The organism is Geodermatophilus sp. SYSU D01036, from assembly GCF_054050435.1.
In genome coordinates, this window is record NZ_JBJGZJ010000001.1 from 219,874 (window position 1) to 239,332 (window position 19,459).

Sequence of the window (19,459 nt, forward strand, 5' to 3'; positions counted from 1 at the left end):
ACCCGGCGCCGCGTGCGCCCGGGCGGGTCGGCCGGCGTGTCGCTCACCCGGCGACCATCGGCTCCTCCGTTCCCGCGTGACAAGAGACCTCCAGCCCTGCGGCCCGGCCCGATGGGCACTGAACCGGGGCACCACCGGATCGGGGCTACCGGTGGCCGGGGCCGGGGAGCAGGCCGCGCTCGACGGCGACCATCACCGCGCGGGTGCGGTCGTCGACGCCGAGCTTGGCGAACACCCGCAGCAGGTGGGTCTTCACCGTGGCCTCGCCGATGAACAGCTCCCGGCCGATCTCGGCGTTGGTCAGCCCGCGCGCCACCCCGGCGAGCACCTCGAGCTCCCGCGGCGTCGGCTCCTCCGCCGCGGGCGCCCGCATGCGCGACACCAGCCGGGCGGCCACCGGCGGCGCCAGCACGGTCTCCCCCCGGGCGGCCGCGCGGACGGCGTCGGCCAGCTGCGGCAGCGGCGCGTCCTTGAGCAGGTAGCCGGTCGCCCCGGCGGCGACGGCGCGCACGATGTCGGCGTCGGTGTCGTAGGTGGTCAGCACCAGCACCCGGACGCCGGGGTGCGTGCCGGCCAGCCGCTCGATCGCGGTGACGCCGTCCATCCGCGGCATCCGCAGGTCCATGAGGACGACGTCGGGCCGCGTCGCGGCGACCTGCGCCAGCGCCTCCTGCCCGTCGCCGGCCTCCCCGACGACGTCGAGGTCGGCCTGCGCGGCCAGCCAGCCCACCAGCCCGCCGCGCACCACCGGGTGGTCGTCGACCACGAGCACGCGGATCACGGGCCGGGCACCCGCACGGTCACCCGGGTGCCCGAGCCCGGCGCCGAGGCGACGTCGACCTCGCCCCCCACCTGCGCCACCCGCCCGCGCAGGCCGTCGAGCCCCGACACCGCCACCGACGACGGGTCGAAGCCCACGCCGTCGTCCTCGACGTGCACCGACACCTGCCCGCCGACCCGCGCCAGCCGCAGCACCACCGCTGTGGCGCCCGCGTGCCGCCGGACGTTGGTCAGCGCCTCCTGCGCCCCGCGCAGCAGCACGACCTCCTCGTCGGTGCGCAGCCCGGTCCCCCCGTCCAGTGCCCCGGTGTCCACCCGCACCGGCAGCCCGGTCTCGCGGGCGAACCGGCCCGCCAGGTGCTCCAGCGCCTCCACCAGGGTCGAGCCGTCCAGCGCCACCGGCCGGAACGCCGCGACCACCGCCCGCGCCTCGGCCAGGTTGTCGCGGGCGACCTCCTCGATCACCGCCAGCCGCTCGCGGACGGCGCCGGTGTCGGCGTCCAGCAGCGCCGCCGCGGTCTGCGCCTGCACCACGATCGACGTGTAGCCCTGCGCCAGGGTGTCGTGCACCTCCTGCGCCAGCCGCTCCCGCTCGGCCAGCACGCCGCGCTCGCGCTCGGCGGCCGCGAGCTCCGACCGCGTCGCCTCCAGCTGCGCGATCAGCGACGCGCGCTCGGCGCTCTCGTGCAGCACCCGGCTGATCCAGACGCCGAGCGCCAGGCTGAACCCGATGCCGATGCCGGTCTCGAGCAGCACGTCGGCGGTGCTGCGCTCCGAGGCGGCGCCCAGCACCGGGCCGGCCGCGCTGGCCAGCCCGAGCAGCAGGGTCCAGGTGACGCCGGTGAGGGTCCCCTGGACGGCGAACCAGACCTGCGGGTAGGCGAGGAAGAGCAGGAACAGCAGCCCCGGCGCCACCCAGCCGAGCAGGGCGAACGCGGTGACCAGCACGGCCAGGTAGGCGACCGCCCGCCGCCGCGCCCCCCGGCTGACCGCCGGGACGCCGAGGACGGCGTAGGCGACGGCCAGCGCGCCCAGCACCGCCAGCGCCGCCGCGCGCCGGTCGTCGTCGACGGCGTCCCCGGCGGCCGCGGACACCACGGCCAGGCCCCACACGACGGCGGAGATCACGTGCACGCCGGTGACGGTGGCCCGCCACCCGCGCTCGGGCAGCGGCTCGCCGCCGTCGTCCCGCGGGGGGACGACGGCGGCGGCCAGGCGGCGGGTCAGGCTCACGACGTCCGGCGCCAGCGGAAGGTCCGGGCGCACACCACGGCGCCGATGATCACCCATGCCGCCAGCACCAGGGCAGTGGTCCCGCGCTCCCAGCTGCCGGCCGGTTCCGCGACCGCCGCGGCGTCGGGCAGGAAGACCGAGCGCATCCCCTGGACCATCCACTTGAGCGGGAAGACCGAGGCGACCTCCTGCATCCACGGGGGGAGCTCGGAGAAGACGAAGAAGACGCCGGAGAAGAACTGCAGGACGACGGCGAAGGCGGCGATCCCGTTGCCCACCGACCGGCTGCTGCCGACCGAGGCGACCGCGACGCCGAGCACCGTGCCGGCCGCCGCACCGCCGAGGGCCACCCAGGCGAAGGTCAGCCAGCGGCCGGGGTCGGTGGGCAGCGGGACGCCGAAGGCCGTCGCGGCCACGGTGAGCAGCAGCGCCATCTGCAGGACCGTCGTCACCAGCACCTGCCCGGCCTTGCCGAGGAAGTAGCCGAGCGCCGGGGTGCCCAGCGTCTGCAGCCGGGCCAGGTCGCCGCGGTCGCGCTCCTCCGCGATCGCCGTCCCGACCGCCTGGAAGCTGGTCAGCATGATCCCGGTGGCGGCGATCCCGGCGAGGAAGTACTGCGCGAACGGCACGCCACCCGGCCGGTCCTCGCCGGCGAACACCGACGCGAAGATCACCAGCATCACGACGGGATAGGCGAACGAGAACACCACCTGCGCCGGGTCGCGGACGAACAGGCGCAGCTCCATCCCCGCGCGGGCCAGCCCGATCGCGGCGGCCGACGGCGGCGCGGGACGGGTGGCGGTGGCGGTCATCGGGGCTCCCCCTCGGCGGCGGCGACCAGCCGGAGGTAGACGTCCTCCAGGCCGGGGCGGGTGACGGTCAGGCCGGGCACCTCGCCGTGCGGTGCGGCGGCGAGCAGGTCGCGCAGCACGGCCGCGGGCGTCGCGGTCACCACCTCGCGGCCGCGGCCGTCCTCGGTCCACCGCACCGTGGCCTGGCGGCGCAGCGCGGCGCCGAGTCCCGCCGGCGGGGCCACCTCGACCAGCCGGCCGGCGGCGATGACGCCGACCCGGTCGGCCAGGTGCGCGGCCTCGTCGAGGTAGTGCGTGGTGAGCAGCACCGTGGTGCCGCGGTCGCGCAGCCCCTCCACCAGCGTCCAGAACTGCCGGCGGGCCACCGGGTCCATGCCGGTCGTCGGCTCGTCGAGGAACAGCAGCTCCGGCCGGCCCTGCACGCCGAGGGCCACCTCCAGCCGCCGCCGCTGCCCGCCGGAGAGCCGGTCCACCCGGGTGCCCGCGGCTTCGGCGAGCCCGACGTCGGCCAGCAGCTCCCGGGTCGGCACCGGCGTGGCGTGGTAGTGCGCGAAGTGGTCGAGGATCTCCCGCACGGTGAGCGCGTTGCCGGCGCCGGTGGCCTGGCCGACGACGCCGAGCCGGTCCCGCCAGGCCCGGCCGGCGCGGGCGGGGTCCTCGCCGAGGACGGCGACCTCCCCGCCGTCGCGGCGGCGCACGCCCTCCAGGACCTCGACGGTCGTCGTCTTGCCCGCACCGTTCGGGCCGAGCAGGGCGAACACCTCGCCGCGCCGGACGTCGAGGTCGACGCCGTCGACCACGGCCCGCGCGCCGTACCGCTTGACGAGCCCGCGGACGCGGACCGCCGGCTCGTACCCGTGCGCCGCGGGGGGCGGCGCGGTCTCGATCGCTGTCATGGCCCCGAGCCTGTCGGCGCGCCGCGCCGGCCGGGACGGCCGCGCGGTGGGTCCGCCGTCCACCGTCCGGTGGACGGCGGGGTCAGGGACGCGGAGCGAGGACCGGGCGGCCGGCCAGCGCGCTGACCACCTCGACGGCGTCGTCCCACCAGCGCCGGTAGTGGTCCGGGTCGGCGTTGCGCTGGGTGCGGTGCGCGGCGATGGTCGGCGGCAGCGACTGCCAGTCGGGGACCTCCTGCAGCGCCAGGAAGAAGTTGGTGGCGCTGGTGGTGGGGTCCATCCGGTCCTCGTAGGAGCCCCAGGCGCCGTTGTCGCGCTGCTGGAACAGCCCCCGGGAGTCGGGCCCGGCGGCGTCGCCGCGGTCGAGCACCAGCAGCGAGGACTCCCCCATCGCCGTCATCACCCCGACGACCTGCGCGCAGGTGTCCAGGCCCAGCACCGCGGCCGCGTTCACGATCGCGGCGGCGTTGGCCAGCTGCTCCCCGCGGTACCCGGCGACCGGCCCGTCGGGCACGGCGGCCGGGTCGACCCGCACCCCGGGCTCGGCGGCCGCGCAGTCCGCCGACCGCGGCGACGGCGTCGTCACCTGGCGCACCACGACGAACGCCGCCAGCAGCACCAGGACGCCGACGACGAGGGCCGCTCCCTGCCGCCGCCGGGGCGGGGCGGCGGCCTGCGTCGTCTGCACACCCCGGCCAACGGACGGCGGGCCGCGGAGATCCCCCGCGGTCCCCGGCGGCCCCACGGCCGCGTCCGGAAACCGCCAGTCCCCGGCCCTGCCCGGTGCCATGCTCGGTGTCGTGCTCTCCCCCCTCGACGCCGAACGCTGCTACCGCGCGGTCGCCAGCCGCGACGCCCGGTTCGACGGCTGGTTCTTCACCGCGGTGCGCACCACCGGCATCTACTGCCGCCCCTCCTGCCCGGCGCGCACGCCCGCGGCCGCGAACGTCTCCTTCTTCGGCACCGCCGCCGGCGCCCAGGCCGCGGGCTACCGCGCCTGCCGCCGCTGCCGGCCCGACGCCGTCCCCGGCTCTCCCGAGTGGGACGTGCGCGCCGACGTCGTCGCCCGGGCCATGCGGCTGATCGCCGACGGCGAGGTGGAGCGCACCGGCGTGCCCGGGCTGGCCGCCCGGCTCGGCTACTCCGAGCGGCAGGTGCACCGCCTGCTGGTCGGCGAGCTCGGCGTCGGCCCGCTGGCGGTGGCCCGCGCCCAGCGCGCGCAGACCGCGCGGGTGCTGATCGAGACCACCGACCTGCCGATGGCCGACGTCGCCTTCGCCGCCGGGTTCGCCAGCATCCGCCAGTTCAACGACACCGTCCGCGAGGTGTTCGCCTGCACGCCGACCGAGCTGCGCAGCCGCCGGCCGGGCACGGTCGGCGGGACGCCGGGCTGGCTGACCCTGCGGCTGGCCGCCCGCGCCCCGTTCGACGCCGCCGAGGTGCTGCACTTCCTCGGCGCGCACGCCGTCCCGGGCCTGGAGGAGTGGGACGGGACGACGTTCTCCCGGGTCCTCGACCTGCCCGCCGGCCCCGGCGTCGTCCGGCTGTCCCCCTCCGCCGACGGCGGCGCCGCGGTGACCGCCCGGCTGCTGCTCACCGACCTGCGCGACCTGCGCGCCGCCGTCCCCCGCTGCCGGGGGCTGCTCGACCTCGACGCCGACCCGGCCGCCGTCGACGAGGTCCTCGGCACCGACCCGGCGCTGGCCCCGCTGGTCGCCGTCGCGCCCGGCCGCCGGGTGCCCGCCTCCCCCGACGCCCCGGAGGCGGCGGCGCGGGCGGTGCTCGGCCAGCAGGTGTCGGTGGCCGGCGCCCGCACGCTCACCGCGCGGGTGCTGGCCCTGGCCGGGACGCCGCTGGCCGAGCCGGTCGGCACGCTCACGCACGCCTTCCCGCGGCCCGAGGCCCTGGCCGGCGCCGACCTGTCCGCCGTCGGCCTGACCGGCGCCCGCCGCCGCACGCTGGGCGGCCTGGCCGCCGCGCTCGCCGACGGGCGGGTGGTCCTCGACCCCGGCTGCGACCGCGAGGAGGCGGCCCGCGACCTGCTGGCACTGCCCGGCATCGGCCCGTGGACCGCGGCGCTGGTGGTGATGCGCGGCCTGGGCGACCCCGACGTGTGGCTGCCCGGTGACCTCGCGCTGCGCCGCGCCCTCGCCGCCCTCGGCAGCTCCGACGCCGAGGCCGCCGGCCGCTGGCGGCCGTGGCGTTCGTACGCCGCGATGCACCTCTGGGCGCTCGCGGCGCCCACACTGTTCACCCGCTCCCCCGCCGATCGGAGTGCGTCATGACCCCGTCCGCCCGTTTCGCGACCGTGGCCACCCCGCCCGGTCCCTTCACCGTCGTCGTCACACCGGGGCCGGACGGCGGCGACGTCGTCCTGGCCGCCGGGTGGACCGGCGACGTCGCCGAGCTGCTGCCCGTCGTGCACCGCGCGCTGCGGCCCACCTGGGTCGAGCGGGTGGAGCACCTGCCGGTCCTGGACGTCGTGGAGGCGCATGCCGCCGGCGACGTCGGCGCGATCGACGCCGTCCCCGTGCGGCAGCGGTCGGGGCCGTTCCTCGAGGACGCCTGGGAGGTGCTGCGCACCGTGCCGCCGGGGCAGCCGGACACCTACGCCGAGTTCGCCGCCCGCTGCGGCCGGCCCTCGGCGGTGCGGGCCGCGGCCAACGCGTGCGCCCGCAACGCCGCCGCGCTGTTCGTCCCGTGCCACCGGGTGCTCGGCTCCGACGGCGGGCTGGGCGGCTTCCGCTGGGGCACGCCGGTCAAGCGCTGGCTGCTCGACCACGAGGCGGCGCACGCCCCGGTCCCCGTCGACGCCTGAGGGAGGACCCCGTGCCCCCGCCGCCCGCAGGCTCGCGGCGGGACCCTGCAGGGGGCCGCGGGGGTGGGACGGGGCCGCCTCCCGGGAGTTGTCGGTCGGGTGTTGCACCCTGCTGTCCGTGGACGCTGCCTCCCTCCTGCTCGGCCTGCTCCTCGGGGTGCTGCTGGGGGCGGCCGTGACCCTCGGGGGAGTCGCGCTGCTGGCCCGCCGCCGGCCGGCCGAGGCCGGGCTGGACCCGCTGCACGAGTCGCTGGACCACCTGCACCGGCTGCTCGCCGGCATGGAGCAGGCCCGGGCCACCGCGCACGGCGAGCTGCGCGAGCAGATGGGCACCGTCGGGCAGACCAGCGCGATGCTGCGCCAGGAGACCGCGGCGCTGGTCACCGCGCTGCGCACGCCGCACGTCCGCGGCCGCTGGGGCGAGATCCAGCTGCGCCGGGTGGTCGAGGTGGCCGGCCTGCTCGAGCACTGCGACTTCGTCGAGCAGCCGTCGTCGACCAACGACGAGGGCGCGGGCGTCCGGCCCGACCTCGTGGTCACCCTCGCCGACGGCCGGCAGGTCGTCGTCGACGCGAAGGTCCCCTTCACCGGCTACATCGAGGCCACCCAGGCGACCGAGGAGACGGTGCGGGTGCAGCGGGTCGCCGCGCACGCCCGGCAGCTGCGCGCGCACGTCGACGCCCTGTCCCAGCGCCGCTACCCCACCGCGTTCCGCCCGGCCGCGCCGTTCACCGTGCTGTTCGTCCCCTCCGACGGGTTCCTCACCACCGCCCTGGAGGCCGAGCCGGGCCTGCTCGAGTACGGCTTCGGCCGCGACGTCGTCATCGCCACCCCGAGCACGCTGCTCGCACTGCTGCGCACGGTGGCGCACTCCTGGCGGCAGGAGCGCCTGGCCCGCGACGCCGACCAGGTCATCGAGACCGGCCGCCGGCTGCACGCCCGGCTCACCACGCTCTCGGGCCACCTCGCCCGCCTGGGCTCGGCGCTGGGCTCGACGCTGACCCGCTACAACGAGACGGTCGGCTCCTACGAGCGCTCCGTGCTCGCCGCCGCCCGCCGCTTCGACGACCTCGGCGTCGGCGAGACCCCCGTGCCCACCCCGCCGGAGGTCGAGGCGGTGGTGCGGCAGCTGCGGCCGGCCGGTGAGGAACCGGCACCCCTCGACGACGCCGGGGAGGACGACCCCACCCCGCTGCGCTGGCGGCTGCCCGAGGGGCGCTGAGCGCGGGACGTCCCGTCCGGCCCGCGGGACACGTCCGTCACACCCACCCCGCGGCTCACCGAGAGTTGCCAAATCGACAGGGCGACCTGTCGCGCGTCGAGCCCGGGAACTCCCCCTGCGGGCGGTCTCCCGTCGCTACCGTGAGGTCCGACAGCGGCCCGGAGGGGCCAGGACGTCCGGACGGGGAGGTACGCCATGGCCTCGGCGAGCACTGCCGACACCTGGCGGGACAGCGGGGTGGGCGCGCAGCGCCCCCACGCCGGCCCGCGGGCGGGGCGTCCCGACGCCACCGGCCCGGACCGCTCGATGCGCATGGGCCTCCCGCCGGTGCCGCCGCCCCCGCCGCGCGGCCGTCCCGGTGACCGTGGCGCCGGCCGCGGGGCCGTCCCGGCGCGCCCGCCCGTCGAGGCCCGGCCCATGGCCCGCCCGCCGGCCGCGCGTCCCGCGCAGCAGCGCACCCCGTACCCGGGCGTCCACCCGCTCGCCGAGCGTCCCGAGCCCGCGGCACCGCCGCGCGCCCACGGCACCCGTGCCGCCGCGCGCGCGGCCGAGCGGGCCGCCGCGGAGCCGACCCAGGGGAGCCGGATGCGCGGCCTGCTCGTCGTCCTCGGCGTCTTCGTCATCACCCTCGCCGGGGGCGCCGTCGACTCGTTCCTCGGCACGGGCCTGGGCACGCTGACCCTCGTCACCCTCGTCGCGGCCGCCGCCGTCGGCACGCTGCTGGTGCGCCGCCGCGACCTGCTCTCCGTCGTCGTCGCGCCGCCGCTGGTGTTCGTGGCGGTGGCGCTGGTCAACATCGGCCTGGCGCCGTCGGCGACGTTCAGCCTGCCGACGCTCGCCACGGTGCTCATCCGCGGCTTCCCCACGATGGCCGTCGCCACCGCCGTGGCGCTGGTCCTGGCGGTCGTCCGCTGGGCCGCCCGCCGCTGACCCACCTTCCAGCACGCAGCGAGCCCCCTCCCGGCCGGGAGGGGGCTCGCTGCGTCCGCAGGTCCTAGCGGACGGGCCGGGCGGTCTCGCCGCGCCTGGGCCGCAGCTCGTGCGGCAGCGCGAACACCAGCCGCTCCTCGGCCGCCTTCACCGTCTCGACGTCGGGGTAGCCGCGCTCGGCCAGGAGGTCGAGCACCTCGCCGACCAGCACCTCGGGCACCGACGCGCCGCTGGTGACGCCGACGGTGCCGACGCCCTCCAGCCACGCGGGGTCGATCTCGGCGGCGTAGTCGACCAGGTACGCGGCACGGGCGCCGGCCTCCAGGGCCACCTCCACCAGCCGCACCGAGTTCGACGAGTTGGTCGAGCCGACGACGATCACCAGGTCGCACTCGGCGGCCATCTGCTTGACCGCCTGCTGCCGGTTCTGCGTCGCGTAGCAGATGTCGTCGCTCGGCGGGGACTGCAGCCCGGGGAACCGGGTCCGGAGCTGGTCGACGGTCGCGAGCGTCTCGTCGACCGACAGCGTCGTCTGCGACAGCCACACGACCCGCTCGGGGTCGCGGACCTGCACGTTCGCGACGTCGTCGGCGCCGTCGACGAGCTGGATGTGCTCGGGGGCCTCGCCGGAGGTGCCCTCGACCTCCTCGTGCCCGCGGTGGCCGATGAGGAGGATGTCGTAGTCCTCCTTGGCGAACCGCTTGGCCTCCTGGTGCACCTTGCTCACCAGCGGGCAGGTGGCGTCGATGGTGCGCAGGTTGCGGGCGGCCGCCTCCTCGTGCACGGCCGGCGAGACGCCGTGGGCGCTGAAGACGACGACCGCGCCCTCGGGCACCTCGTCGGTCTCGTCGACGAACACCGCGCCCCGCCGCTCGAGGGTGGCCACCACGTGCTTGTTGTGGACGATCTGCTTGCGGACGTACACCGGGGCGCCGTGGATCTCCAGGGCCCGCTCGACGGCGACCACCGCCCGGTCGACACCGGCGCAGTAGCCCCGGGGATCGGCCAGCAGGACCCGTCCGCGCTGATCAGCCATGACCCCATGGTAGGTGGCGCCGGGCCCGCGGCCCGGCCGTCGCGGGGAGCGTGACGAGCCGCACGCCGCCCGACCGGGTGGGCCGGGAACCGGCCGCTGTGCCGTTCGACGCGCGCTGCGGCAGTCTGGGCGCATGTCCCGTGAGATCCCGGAGCCGATCCGCGCCACCGTCGGTCTGGCCGCCACCGTCCTCGACGACGTCCGCAGCCTCCCGCAGACGCTGCCGGGCCTGCCGGTGCGCATCGTCGGCATCGCGCTGCAGGCGGCGATGAAGCTGCAGCAGCAGTGGTCGGGGCTGGTCGCCCGCGGCGACGAGGTCCTCACCGGGCTGCGCGGTGACCGCGAGCCGGGCCTGGCCACGTTCGACGAGGACGAGGAGGCCGCCGCCGGCGGTGCTCCCCTCGTGGCCCAGCCGATCGACGTGCTGCGCGACTCCGCGTTCGACCGCGCCCCCGACGTCGACACCGTCGGTGACGCCGCCGAGGTCGACGTCATGGAGGTCGACGTCATGGAGGTCGACGTCGACACCGACGCCGCCGGCCTGGTCGACGACGAGCTCGCCGGGCTGCCCCCGGAGCCCTCCCCCGCCGCGGTCGTCGCCGCCGTCGAGGACGTCAACGACGAGGTGCTGGGCGCCGAGGAGGCCGCGTCCGCGCTCGACGCCGCCGACTCCGCGCTGACCGCCGAGGACGCCCTGGAGAGCGCGCTGCTCGAGGCCGAGGGCACGCCCGCCGCGAGCGACCCGGGCGGCTCCCCGGTCGGCGAACTGGCCGGCGCCCCCGACGTGGGCACCGACGACAGGGTGGTGCCCGACGCCGCGGACTCCGGCGTGCCCGACACCGGCATCGGCCTCGCCGACGGCGCCGCCGGCTCCCCCGACGCCGGCGTGCTGGGTGAGGACGCGGAGGCCGACGCGGCCGCGGCCGAGGACGCCGCGACCGAGGTCGACGTCATCACGCCCGACGGCCAGGTCACCACGGTCGAGGGCACCGTCACCGACGAGGGCGTCGTCGCCCCCGAGGACGGCGGCGAGCAGGCCGCCGCCACCCAGGGCACCGCGACCGGCGAGGCCAGCGACGTCGTCACGGGGGAGCACGCCCGCGTCGACGAGGAGCTGGGCGCCGAGCCCGCCCCCGGCGAGGACAGCGGCGCGGCCACCGGCACGGTCGAGCCCGAGCCGGCCGCCGAGGCCACCGACGAGGGCGGCACGACCGTCGCCGCGGCCACCGGCGTGCGCACCGACGTCGGTGAGCCCGACACCGCCGAGGAGGACGCGGCGATCGCCGAGGGCGCGGCCGTCGACGCCGTCGGCGGGGACTCCGCCGCCCCGACCGACGACGCGCAGGGCGGCAGTGAACTGTCCGGCTCGCAGGCCGCCGGGGCCGCCCCGATCGAGGGCTACGACTCCTTCACCGTCGCCCAGCTGCGCGGCCGGCTCCGCGGCTACCAGCTGGCCACGGTGTCGGACCTGCTCGCCTACGAGGAGGCCACCCGCGCGCGGGCGCCGTTCCTCACGATGCTGCGCAACCGGCTGGAGAAGCTCGAGCAGCAGGCCGTCGAGACCAGCCCGCTGCAGCCCCGCGGCTAGCGGACGGGGACCCACCCCGGGGTGCCGGGCGGGGCCGTCGGTCCCGCCTGGCACCCTCGGGGCCGTGAGTGCGCCCTCGTCCCCCGAGTCGCCCTGGCCGGTCCGGACGGTGGCCCGCAAGGTCGCCGAGTGGATCGGCCGGCTCGGCGAGGTCTGGGTCGAGGGGCAGGTCGCCCAGCTCAACCGGCGCAGCGGCGCCGCGACCGTGTTCCTCACCCTGCGCGACCCCGCCGCCGACCTCTCGGTGCCGGTCACCTGCGCCCGCGACGTCGCCGACCGGCCCGGCCTGGAGCTCACCGAGGGCGCCCGCGTCATCGTCCGCGCGCGGCCGGACTACTACATCGCCCGCGGCTCCTTCTCCCTGCGCGCCACCGAGATCCGCGCCGTCGGCCTCGGTGAGCTGCTCGCCCGCATCGAGCGGATCCGCCGGCTGCTGACCGCCGAGGGCCTGTTCGACCCCGCCCGCAAGCGCCCGCTGCCGTTCGCCCCCGCCGTCGTCGGGCTGGTCACCGGCAAGGACTCCGCCGCCGAGCGGGACGTGCTGGTCACCGCCCGCCGCCGCTGGCCCGCCGTGCGCTTCGCCGTCCACCACAGCCTGGTGCAGGGCGTGAACGCCGCCGCGTCGGTGATCGACGGGCTGCAGCGGCTCGACCGCGACCCCGAGGTCGAGGTGATCGTCATCGCCCGCGGCGGCGGGTCGGTCGAGGACCTGCTGCCCTTCTCCGACGAGGGCCTGGTCCGCGCGATCGCCGCCTGCCGCACGCCGGTGGTCACCGCCGTCGGCCACGAGACCGACACCACGCTGGTCGACCACGTCGCCGACGTCCGCGCGGCCACCCCCACCGACGCCGCGCACCGCGTGGTGCCCGAGATCGGCGAGCAGCGGCGGCTGGTCGACGGGCTGCGCGCCCGCGCCCGGCACCTGCTCACCGTGCGCCTCGAGCAGTCCGAGCGGTGGCTGGAGAGCGTCCGCAGCCGGCCGGTGCTCGCCGACCCCGAGCGGCTGCTGCACGGCCGGGCCGACGACGTCGCGGCGCTGCGCGACCGGGCCCGCCGCACGCTCACCCACCGCGTCGAGTCCGCCGAGCGCGACCTCGACCACGCCCGCGCGCGGGTGGCCGCGCTGTCCCCGCAGGCGACGCTGCAGCGCGGCTACGCGCTCGTGCAGCGGGCCGACGGCGCCCTGGTCCGCGACCCCGCCGAGGTGGCCGACGGCGAGCGGCTGTCGGTGCGCGTCGCGGGTGGGCGGCTGGGCGTCCGGGTGGACGGGCAGGATGGGGAACCGTGAGCGAGCCGACGACCGAGCAGCCGACGCAGACCTACGAGCAGGCCCGCGAGGAGCTGGCCGAGGTGGTCCGCCGGCTCGAGGCCGGGGGCCTCACCCTCGAGGAGTCCCTCGGCCTCTGGGAGCGCGGCGAGCAGCTCGCGCAGCTGTGCCAGCACTGGCTCGACCGCGCCCGCGAGCGGCTGGCCGCCGCGACGCCCGCCGAGCAGGAGGGCTGACCCCGCCGGGTCTCAGCTGGGGACGCTGACCGGCGCGACGGCGGCGGCGACGGTCTCCAGCTCGTCGTCGGCGGCCGAGCCGGTGACCACGGTGGTCACCTCCCCGGCCTCCAGCGCCAGCACGGTCTCCCCGCGCCCGTTGGTCTGCCGGGTCCAGGTGCGCCCGGCCAGGTCGACGCTGCCGTCGTCCTGCGCGCCGTCGAGGACGGCACGCAACCGGTCGGCGTCGGGGTCGTCGGTGGTGAGGAAGCCCGCGTACTCGTCCGACGGCGTCACGTAGCCGATCTCCAGGGTCACCGGCTCCCCCTCACCGGCGTCCGCCGCGTCGGTGCGCGCGCTGGTCGGCCGGTAGCCGTCGGGCAGCCCGGCGGGCACCTCGACGGTGTAGGACGCCCGCTCGGCGGCGAGCCGGACGCTGCTGGTCGGGTCGATCGGGCGGACGGGGTCGATGCCGCTCTGCCGGAAGGCGACCCAGCCGGCGACCAGCAGGACGATGACCACCAGCGGCAGCAGCGACCGGAGCATGTTGGCCGCGCTCATCCGGTTCGCGCGCTCCGCGGCGGTCGGCGCCGGCGGCGACTGCTCCTCGGGGGCCTGCTGGCCCGACGGGCCGGAACTGGTCATGCCCCTAGGATCGCAGCACCGATCCACCACCCCGCCGCCCCGCTCCCGGACTGCCCCGCGCGCCCGACCGGCCCCGGGGACGGGTCGCGGGCGGCGGACACCGGCAACGGTGCCGGACTAGGAGGCCACGTGACCCTGCCCGTACCCGACGGCCCCGTGCCACCCGCCCCCCGCCAGAGCACCTTCCGCACCGACCGCCCGGCGCCCGACCGCAACCTCGCCCTCGAACTGGTGCGCGTCACCGAGGCCGCCGCGATGGCCGCGGGCCGCTGGGTCGGCCGCGGCGACAAGAACGGCGGCGACGGCGCCGCCGTCGACGCCATGCGGGCGCTGATCGGCACGGTGAGCATGCGCGGCGTCGTCGTCATCGGCGAGGGCGAGAAGGACCAGGCGCCGATGCTCTACAACGGCGAGCAGGTCGGCGACGGCTACGGCCCCGAGTGCGACGTCGCCGTCGACCCCATCGACGGCACCACCCTGATGGCCAAGGGCATGCCCAACGCCATCGCCGTCATGGCGGTCGCCGACCGCGGCGCCATGTACGACCCGTCGGCCGTCTTCTACATGGAGAAGATCGCCACCGGCCCCGCCGCCGCCGACGTCGTCGACATCACCGCACCGGTCGCCGAGAACATCCGCCGGGTCGCGAAGGCCAAGCGGAGCCGGCCCGAGGACGTCACCGTCTGCATCCTCGACCGGCCGCGGCACGACCAGCTCGTGCACGAGGTCCGCGAGGCGGGCGCGCGGATCAAGTTCATCACCGACGGCGACGTCGCCGGCGCGATCGCCGCCGCGCGCGAGGGCACCGGCGTCGACATGCTCATGGGCATCGGCGGCACCCCGGAGGGGATCATCGCCGCCTGCGCGCTCAAGTGCATGGGCGGTGCGCTGCAGGGCCGGCTGTGGCCCAAGGACGACGAGGAGCGGCAGAAGGCGGTCGACGCCGGCCACGACCTCGACCGCGTGCTCACCATCGACGACCTGGTGCGCGGCGACGTGTTCTTCGTGGCCACCGGCATCACCGACGGTGAGCTGCTGCGCGGCGTCCAGTACCGGGCCGGCGGCTGCACCACGCAGTCGCTGGTCATGCGCTCGCGCTCGGGCACGATCCGCTCGATCGACAGCCTGCACTCGCTGGAGAAGCTGCGCGCCTACTCCGCGGTGCCCTTCGACCGCTCCGAGGACGGGTGAACGACGACTGACGACGACGGCCCCGGGGCGAGCGCCCCGGGGCCGTCGTGCGTCGCGGGACCGGCGTCAGCCGAGCCGGCCCTCGCAGTTGGCGACCTCGTAGGGCACCCGGCCGGCGCAGGTGCCGGCGTACTGCTCCCACTGCGAGCCCGACGGGGAGGAGCCCCACAGGTCGTCGCAGGCCACCCAGTCGCCGGCGAAGCAGCCGTCGGCCAGCGGCTGGAACTCGCCGTCCGGGTCCTCCCCGAGGCCCTGCGGCGGGACCGGGTCGCCCTGTGGCTCCGGCGCGCCCTCACCGAGCCGCGACACGCACTGGCCGGCCTCGTACGGCGCCCGGCCGGCGCAGGTGCCCCCGTACTGCTCGTAGGCCGAGTCGACCGGCGTCGAGACCCACAGCTCGTCGCAGGCGGAGAAGTCACCGGCGAAGCAGGCCTCGGCCAGCGGCTGGAACTCGCCGTCCGGGTCCGAGCCGAGCCCCTGCGGGGGCACCGGGGCCGACGTCGAGCCCGCGCCGCCGCCCCCGCCGGACGACGAGGACGACGAGGAGCTGCTCGGCGAGGACGACGAGGACGGGCCCGAGGACGACGAGCTGGACGCGGACGAGGAGGTGCTGGTCCGCGTCGGGTCGGCGACGGTCGAGCTGCCGTCGTCGCGGAGGAGGAAGAACAGCCCGACGGCCGCGGCGGCGACCAGCAGCACGCCGGCGACCACCGAGGCGACGACGACGTTCCTCCTGTTCCCCTTCTGCTGCGGCTGCCCGTAGCCCGGCTGCCCGTAGGGCTGCTGGCCGTAGCCGGGCTGCCCGTACTGGCCGTAGGGCTGGCCGTACTGCTGGTTCGGGTCGTAGGGCTGCTGCCCGTACTGCTGGTTCGGGTCGTAGCCGGGCTGCCCGTACGGCTGCTGCCCGTACGGCTGCTGGCCGTACTGCTGCTGGCCGTACTGCTGCGTGGGGTCCTGGCCCGGCTGACCGTAGGGCTGCTGACCGGGCTGGGGGAAGGGCGAGGTCTGGTCGCGCTCGCCCGGCTGGCCGTACTGGCCCGGCTGGAACTGGGACGTGGGGGGCGCCGGCTGGCCGATCTGCCTCGTCGGGTCGTCGGACTGCCCCCACCCCTGGTGGCCGGGCTGCTCGCCCTGGGGGTCGTTGCCGCCCGGCGGCGGATACGGCGGCTGGGACATGGTGCGAACTCCTCGGTTCAGGTAGATGCGCCGGTCAGGCTAGGTGGGCCGGGTGGCGGCGACCAGCACCGGCAGGTCACGGACGGGCCCGGTCAGTCGAGGTCGGTGCACAGCGGCACCGACCACGCCTTCACGCGGCCACCGCAGGTGAGCGCGTACTCCTCGTACTCCGACAGCGGCGGCGACTCGGCGAACAGGTCGTCGCAGGCCTGCAGGTCGCCGTCGAAGCAGCCCTGGGCGTGGGCGTCGAGGACGGGGTCGGACCCGAGGACGCCGGGCGGCACCGGCTCGGACCGATCGACCTCGCCCAGCCCGCCCCCGGTCCCGTGGTCGTGGTACTCGGACGTGCCGCCGCCGTAGAGGGCGTCGCCCACCGCCTCGCCCACCGCCTCGCCGGCCGCGCGGCCGGCGTCGTCCGCGGCGCCGCGGAGCACCAGCGCGCCGACGACGGCGGCGAGCACCAGCCCCAGGGCGAGGCCGCCCGCGAGCAGGGCGGCGGGGAGGACGCGGGAGGCCGGCGCGGGGCCCGCGACCGGCGCGGGCGCCGGCGGGGCGGCGGGTGCCCGGCCGGCGGTGGGGTCCCAGGTGCCCCACGGCGTCCAGCCGCCCACGGGGACGGTGCCGGGCGCATCCGGGGGATGCGGGTGGGTCACGGGGGCCTCCTCGGGCCGAGGGCGTCGCCGCACCGTAGGACCCGGAGCCACCCGGTCCCGGGTCCCACTCCGAGCCTGCGAGCAGTGGGGAGGACGGGGCCCTTCTAGGGTCACGCGTGCAGCAGCGATCCCACCGACACCACACGGGAGCCAGCGTGGCCACCGAGCAGGACCACCGCATCGAACGAGACTCCATGGGGGAGGTCCGTGTCCCCGCGTGGGCCAAGTGGCGGGCCCAGACCCAGCGCGCCGTCGAGAACTTCCCCATCTCCGGCACCCCCATCGAGCGCGAGCTCATCGCCGCCCTGGCCGCCATCAAGGGCGCCGCGGCCCGCGTCAACGCCGACCTCGGCGTCCTCGACGGCGAGGTCGCACGGGCGATCGCCGCCGCCGCGGCCGAGGTCGCCTCGGGCACGTGGGACGAGCACTTCCCCATCGACGTCTTCCAGACCGGCTCGGGGACGTCGAGCAACATGAACACCAACGAGGTCATCGCGACCCTCGCCACCGAGGCCGCCGGGACGTCGGTGCACCCGAACGACCACGTCAACGCCTCGCAGTCGTCCAACGACGTCTTCCCCTCGGCGATCCACGTGGCCGCCACCCGGGCGATCGTGCGCGACCTGGTCCCGGCCCTGCGCCACCTCGAGTCCTCCCTCACCCGCAAGGAGACGGAGTTCGCCGAGGTCGTGAAGAGCGGCCGCACCCACCTCATGGACGCCACCCCGGTCACCCTCGGCCAGGAGTTCGGCGGCTACGCGGCGGCGATCCGGTACGGCGTCGAGCGGCTGGAGGCCTCGCTGCCGCGCATCGGCGAGCTGCCGCTGGGCGGCACCGCCGTCGGCACCGGGATCAACACCCCGCCCGGGTTCGCGGCCGCGATCATCGACACGCTCGCCGAGGAACTGGACCTGCCGCTGTCCGAGGCGCGCAACCACTTCGAGGCGCAGAGCTCCCGGGACTCGCTCGTCGAGGCCTCCGGCCAGCTCAAGACGATCGCCGTCGGCCTGGTGAAGATCGCCAACGACCTGCGGTGGATGGGCTCGGGCCCGCGCACAGGCCTCGGCGAGATCCAGCTGCCCGACCTGCAGCCCGGCAGCTCGATCATGCCCGGCAAGGTGAACCCGGTGATCCCCGAGGCGGTCATCCAGGTCGCCGCCCAGGTCATCGGCAACGACGCCGCGGTCACCTACGCCGGCACCACCGGCGTCTTCGAGCTCAACGTCACGCTGCCGCTCATGGCCCGCAACGTGCTCGAGTCGATCCGCCTGCTGGCCAACGTCAGCCGGATCCTGGCCGACCGCTGCGTCGACGGGATCGTCGCCAACGTCGAGCAGTGCCGGACCTACGCCGAGTCCTCGCCGTCGATCGTGACGCCGCTGAACAAGTACATCGGCTACGAGGAGGCCGCGAAGGTCGCCAAGCAGTCGCTGGCCGAGCAGAAGACGATCCGCCAGGTGGTCCTCGAGCGCGGCTACGTCGAGCAGGGCAAGCTCACCGAGGCCCAGCTCGACGAGGCCCTGGACGTCCTCTCGATGACCCACCCCTGACCGTCCGGGGTGGGCCGGGGACCCGGCCCACCCGGACGGGGACGGTCCCTGTCGTCCTCGGGGCCCGACGCCAGTAGCGTCGGGCCACCATGACCGAGACAGCCAGCACCCCCGAGGTATCCCTGCGACACGCGGGGGGTGACCTCCCGCTGCGCACGGTCCCGGCGACGGAGGGCCCCTCCGGGCTCGACGTCTCCAAGCTGTTGACGACCACCGGCCAGGTGGCGCTCGACGTCGGCTTCGTCAACACCGCCTCGTGCACCTCGGCGATCACCTACATCGACGGCGACGCCGGCGTCCTGCGCTACCGCGGCTACCCGATCGACCAGCTCGCCGAGCACTCCAGCTTCCTGGAGGTGACCTACCTCCTGATCTACGGCGAGCTGCCGACGGCCGACCAGCTGGCGGCGTTCGACACGCGGATCCGCCGGCACACGCTGCTGCACGAGGACCTGAAGATGTTCTTCAACGGCTTCCCGCGGGACGCGCACCCGATGCCGGTGCTGTCCTCGGCGGTCAGCGCGCTGTCGACCTTCTACCAGGACTCGCTGGACCCCTTCGACCCCCAGCAGGTGGAGATCTCCACGCTGCGCCTGCTGGCCAAGCTGCCGACGATCGCCGCCTACGCCTACAAGAAGTCGGTCGGCCAGCCCTTCCTCTACCCGGACAACTCCTGCGGGCTGGTCGAGAACTTCCTGCGGATGACCTTCGGCTTCCCCGCCGAGCCCTACCAGCAGGACCCCGACCTGGTGAAGGCGCTCGACATGCTCTTCGTCCTGCACGCCGACCACGAGCAGAACTGCTCGACGTCGACGGTGCGGCTGGTCGGCTCGTCGCAGGCCAACCTGTTCGCCTCGGTCTCGGCCGGCATCAACGCGCTGTTCGGGCCGCTGCACGGCGGGGCCAACCAGTCGGTGCTGGAGATGCTCGAGGCGATCCAGCGCGACGGCGGGGACATCGGCCGGTTCGTCGCCCGGGTGAAGGACAAGGAGCCCGGCGTCAAGCTCATGGGCTTCGGCCACCGGGTCTACAAGAACTACGACCCGCGCGCGGCGATCGTGAAGAAGACCGCCGACACGGTGCTCGACAAGCTCGGTGGGGACAACCAGCTGCTCGACCTCGCCCGCCAGCTGGAGGAGGTCGCGCTCTCCGACGACTACTTCGTCGAGCGCAGGCTCTACCCGAACGTCGACTTCTACACCGGGCTGATCTACCGGGCGATGGGCTTCCCGACCCGGATGTTCACCGTGCTGTTCGCGCTGGGCCGGCTGCCCGGCTGGATCGCGCAGTGGCGGGAGATGATCGCCGACCCGACGACGAAGATCGGCCGCCCGAGGCAGGTCTACACCGGTGAGACCGAGCGGGCGTTCGTCCCGCTCGCCGAGCGCTGACCCGGGCCGCCATGGGCAGCGAGCCGCCCGGCGAGGACCTGCTGGTCCTGCCCCCG

19 protein-coding genes are annotated in these 19,459 nt (G+C 76.3%); 10 read left to right on the forward strand and 9 right to left on the reverse strand.

Annotated elements, in window-relative coordinates:
- Nucleotides 1–145 precede the first annotated feature (145 nt).
- The 5 genes from ACI8AR_RS01220 to ACI8AR_RS01240 form a co-directional block, all read right to left on the reverse strand.
- Nucleotides 146–781 carry a response regulator gene (locus ACI8AR_RS01220; protein WP_457049348.1) on the reverse strand — a complete coding sequence of 212 codons (636 nt, stop codon included), beginning with the start codon at nucleotides 779–781 and terminating at the stop codon, nucleotides 146–148.
- A complete protein-coding gene (locus tag ACI8AR_RS01225) occupies nucleotides 778–2,013 on the reverse strand; it encodes a sensor histidine kinase (protein WP_457049349.1) in 1,236 nt (411 codons plus the stop codon). The genes ACI8AR_RS01220 and ACI8AR_RS01225 overlap by 4 nt, the downstream gene beginning before the upstream one ends.
- The gene (locus ACI8AR_RS01230) at nucleotides 2,010–2,825 is read right to left on the reverse strand and encodes an ABC transporter permease (RefSeq protein WP_457049350.1); all 816 of its coding nucleotides are present in this window, start codon (nucleotides 2,823–2,825) and stop codon (nucleotides 2,010–2,012) included. The genes ACI8AR_RS01225 and ACI8AR_RS01230 overlap by 4 nt, the downstream gene beginning before the upstream one ends.
- Nucleotides 2,822–3,721: an ABC transporter ATP-binding protein gene (locus tag ACI8AR_RS01235; RefSeq protein ID WP_457049351.1), complete on the reverse strand. Its 900-nt coding sequence runs from the start codon at nucleotides 3,719–3,721 to the stop codon at nucleotides 2,822–2,824. Before ACI8AR_RS01235 ends, ACI8AR_RS01230 begins: the two co-directional genes overlap by 4 nt.
- 82 nt (nucleotides 3,722–3,803) lie before the next feature.
- Nucleotides 3,804–4,409: a hypothetical protein gene (locus tag ACI8AR_RS01240; RefSeq protein ID WP_457049352.1), complete on the reverse strand. Its 606-nt coding sequence runs from the start codon at nucleotides 4,407–4,409 to the stop codon at nucleotides 3,804–3,806.
- A gap of 112 nt (nucleotides 4,410–4,521) precedes the next feature.
- On the opposite strand from ACI8AR_RS01240, the gene ACI8AR_RS01245 reads away from it, so the two are divergent.
- From ACI8AR_RS01245 to ACI8AR_RS01260, 4 genes are all read left to right on the forward strand, one after another.
- Complete coding sequence (locus ACI8AR_RS01245) at nucleotides 4,522–6,006, forward strand: AlkA N-terminal domain-containing protein (RefSeq protein WP_457049353.1); 1,485 nt, start codon at nucleotides 4,522–4,524, stop codon at nucleotides 6,004–6,006.
- On the forward strand, nucleotides 6,003–6,539 hold the full coding sequence (locus tag ACI8AR_RS01250; protein WP_457049354.1) for a methylated-DNA--[protein]-cysteine S-methyltransferase: 537 nt from the start codon (nucleotides 6,003–6,005) through the stop codon (nucleotides 6,537–6,539). The genes ACI8AR_RS01245 and ACI8AR_RS01250 overlap by 4 nt, the downstream gene beginning before the upstream one ends.
- 118 nt (nucleotides 6,540–6,657) lie before the next feature.
- On the forward strand, nucleotides 6,658–7,761 hold the full coding sequence (locus ACI8AR_RS01255; protein WP_457049355.1) for a DNA recombination protein RmuC: 1,104 nt from the start codon (nucleotides 6,658–6,660) through the stop codon (nucleotides 7,759–7,761).
- Between the two features lie 195 nt (nucleotides 7,762–7,956).
- Nucleotides 7,957–8,691, forward strand: a complete 735-nt coding sequence (locus ACI8AR_RS01260; RefSeq protein WP_457049356.1) for a DUF6542 domain-containing protein — start codon at nucleotides 7,957–7,959, stop codon at nucleotides 8,689–8,691.
- Nucleotides 8,692–8,755: 64 nt separating this feature from the next.
- Here ACI8AR_RS01260 and ACI8AR_RS01265 read toward each other — a convergent pair whose 3' ends face one another.
- Nucleotides 8,756–9,727 carry a 4-hydroxy-3-methylbut-2-enyl diphosphate reductase gene (locus tag ACI8AR_RS01265; protein ID WP_457049357.1) on the reverse strand — a complete coding sequence of 324 codons (972 nt, stop codon included), beginning with the start codon at nucleotides 9,725–9,727 and terminating at the stop codon, nucleotides 8,756–8,758.
- Nucleotides 9,728–9,860: 133 nt separating this feature from the next.
- Here ACI8AR_RS01265 and ACI8AR_RS01270 point away from each other — a divergent pair, with 133 nt between their 5' ends.
- From ACI8AR_RS01270 to ACI8AR_RS01280, 3 genes are all read left to right on the forward strand, one after another.
- Complete coding sequence (locus ACI8AR_RS01270) at nucleotides 9,861–11,315, forward strand: hypothetical protein (protein ID WP_457049358.1); 1,455 nt, start codon at nucleotides 9,861–9,863, stop codon at nucleotides 11,313–11,315.
- A gap of 64 nt (nucleotides 11,316–11,379) precedes the next feature.
- Nucleotides 11,380–12,603 (forward strand): exodeoxyribonuclease VII large subunit, encoded by a 1,224-nt coding sequence (gene xseA / locus ACI8AR_RS01275; RefSeq protein ID WP_456936966.1) that lies wholly within the window; start codon nucleotides 11,380–11,382, stop codon nucleotides 12,601–12,603.
- A complete protein-coding gene (locus ACI8AR_RS01280; protein ID WP_456936965.1) occupies nucleotides 12,600–12,818 on the forward strand; it encodes an exodeoxyribonuclease VII small subunit in 219 nt (72 codons plus the stop codon). The genes xseA and ACI8AR_RS01280 overlap by 4 nt, the downstream gene beginning before the upstream one ends.
- Before the next feature lie 12 nt (nucleotides 12,819–12,830).
- Here the strand turns inward: ACI8AR_RS01280 and ACI8AR_RS01285 are convergent, their stop codons facing one another.
- Nucleotides 12,831–13,442 carry a DUF4245 domain-containing protein gene (locus ACI8AR_RS01285; RefSeq protein ID WP_457049359.1) on the reverse strand — a complete coding sequence of 204 codons (612 nt, stop codon included), beginning with the start codon at nucleotides 13,440–13,442 and terminating at the stop codon, nucleotides 12,831–12,833.
- A gap of 129 nt (nucleotides 13,443–13,571) precedes the next feature.
- Between ACI8AR_RS01285 and glpX the strand changes: the two genes are divergently transcribed.
- Nucleotides 13,572–14,633: a class II fructose-bisphosphatase gene (glpX, locus tag ACI8AR_RS01290; RefSeq protein WP_457049360.1), complete on the forward strand. Its 1,062-nt coding sequence runs from the start codon at nucleotides 13,572–13,574 to the stop codon at nucleotides 14,631–14,633.
- Between the two features lie 66 nt (nucleotides 14,634–14,699).
- Here glpX and ACI8AR_RS01295 read toward each other — a convergent pair whose 3' ends face one another.
- Nucleotides 14,700–15,809 carry a hypothetical protein gene (locus ACI8AR_RS01295; protein ID WP_457049361.1) on the reverse strand — a complete coding sequence of 370 codons (1,110 nt, stop codon included), beginning with the start codon at nucleotides 15,807–15,809 and terminating at the stop codon, nucleotides 14,700–14,702.
- 92 nt (nucleotides 15,810–15,901) lie between these two features.
- Nucleotides 15,902–16,462, reverse strand: coding sequence for a hypothetical protein (locus tag ACI8AR_RS01300; protein ID WP_457049362.1), 561 nt, complete (start codon nucleotides 16,460–16,462; stop codon nucleotides 15,902–15,904).
- A gap of 155 nt (nucleotides 16,463–16,617) precedes the next feature.
- On the opposite strand from ACI8AR_RS01300, the gene ACI8AR_RS01305 reads away from it, so the two are divergent.
- Both ACI8AR_RS01305 and ACI8AR_RS01310 read left to right on the forward strand, forming a co-directional pair.
- On the forward strand, nucleotides 16,618–18,012 hold the full coding sequence (locus tag ACI8AR_RS01305) for a class II fumarate hydratase (protein ID WP_457049363.1): 1,395 nt from the start codon (nucleotides 16,618–16,620) through the stop codon (nucleotides 18,010–18,012).
- A gap of 89 nt (nucleotides 18,013–18,101) precedes the next feature.
- Nucleotides 18,102–19,403, forward strand: coding sequence for a citrate synthase (locus ACI8AR_RS01310; protein ID WP_457049364.1), 1,302 nt, complete (start codon nucleotides 18,102–18,104; stop codon nucleotides 19,401–19,403).
- The last annotated feature ends 56 nt before the right edge of the window (nucleotides 19,404–19,459 follow it).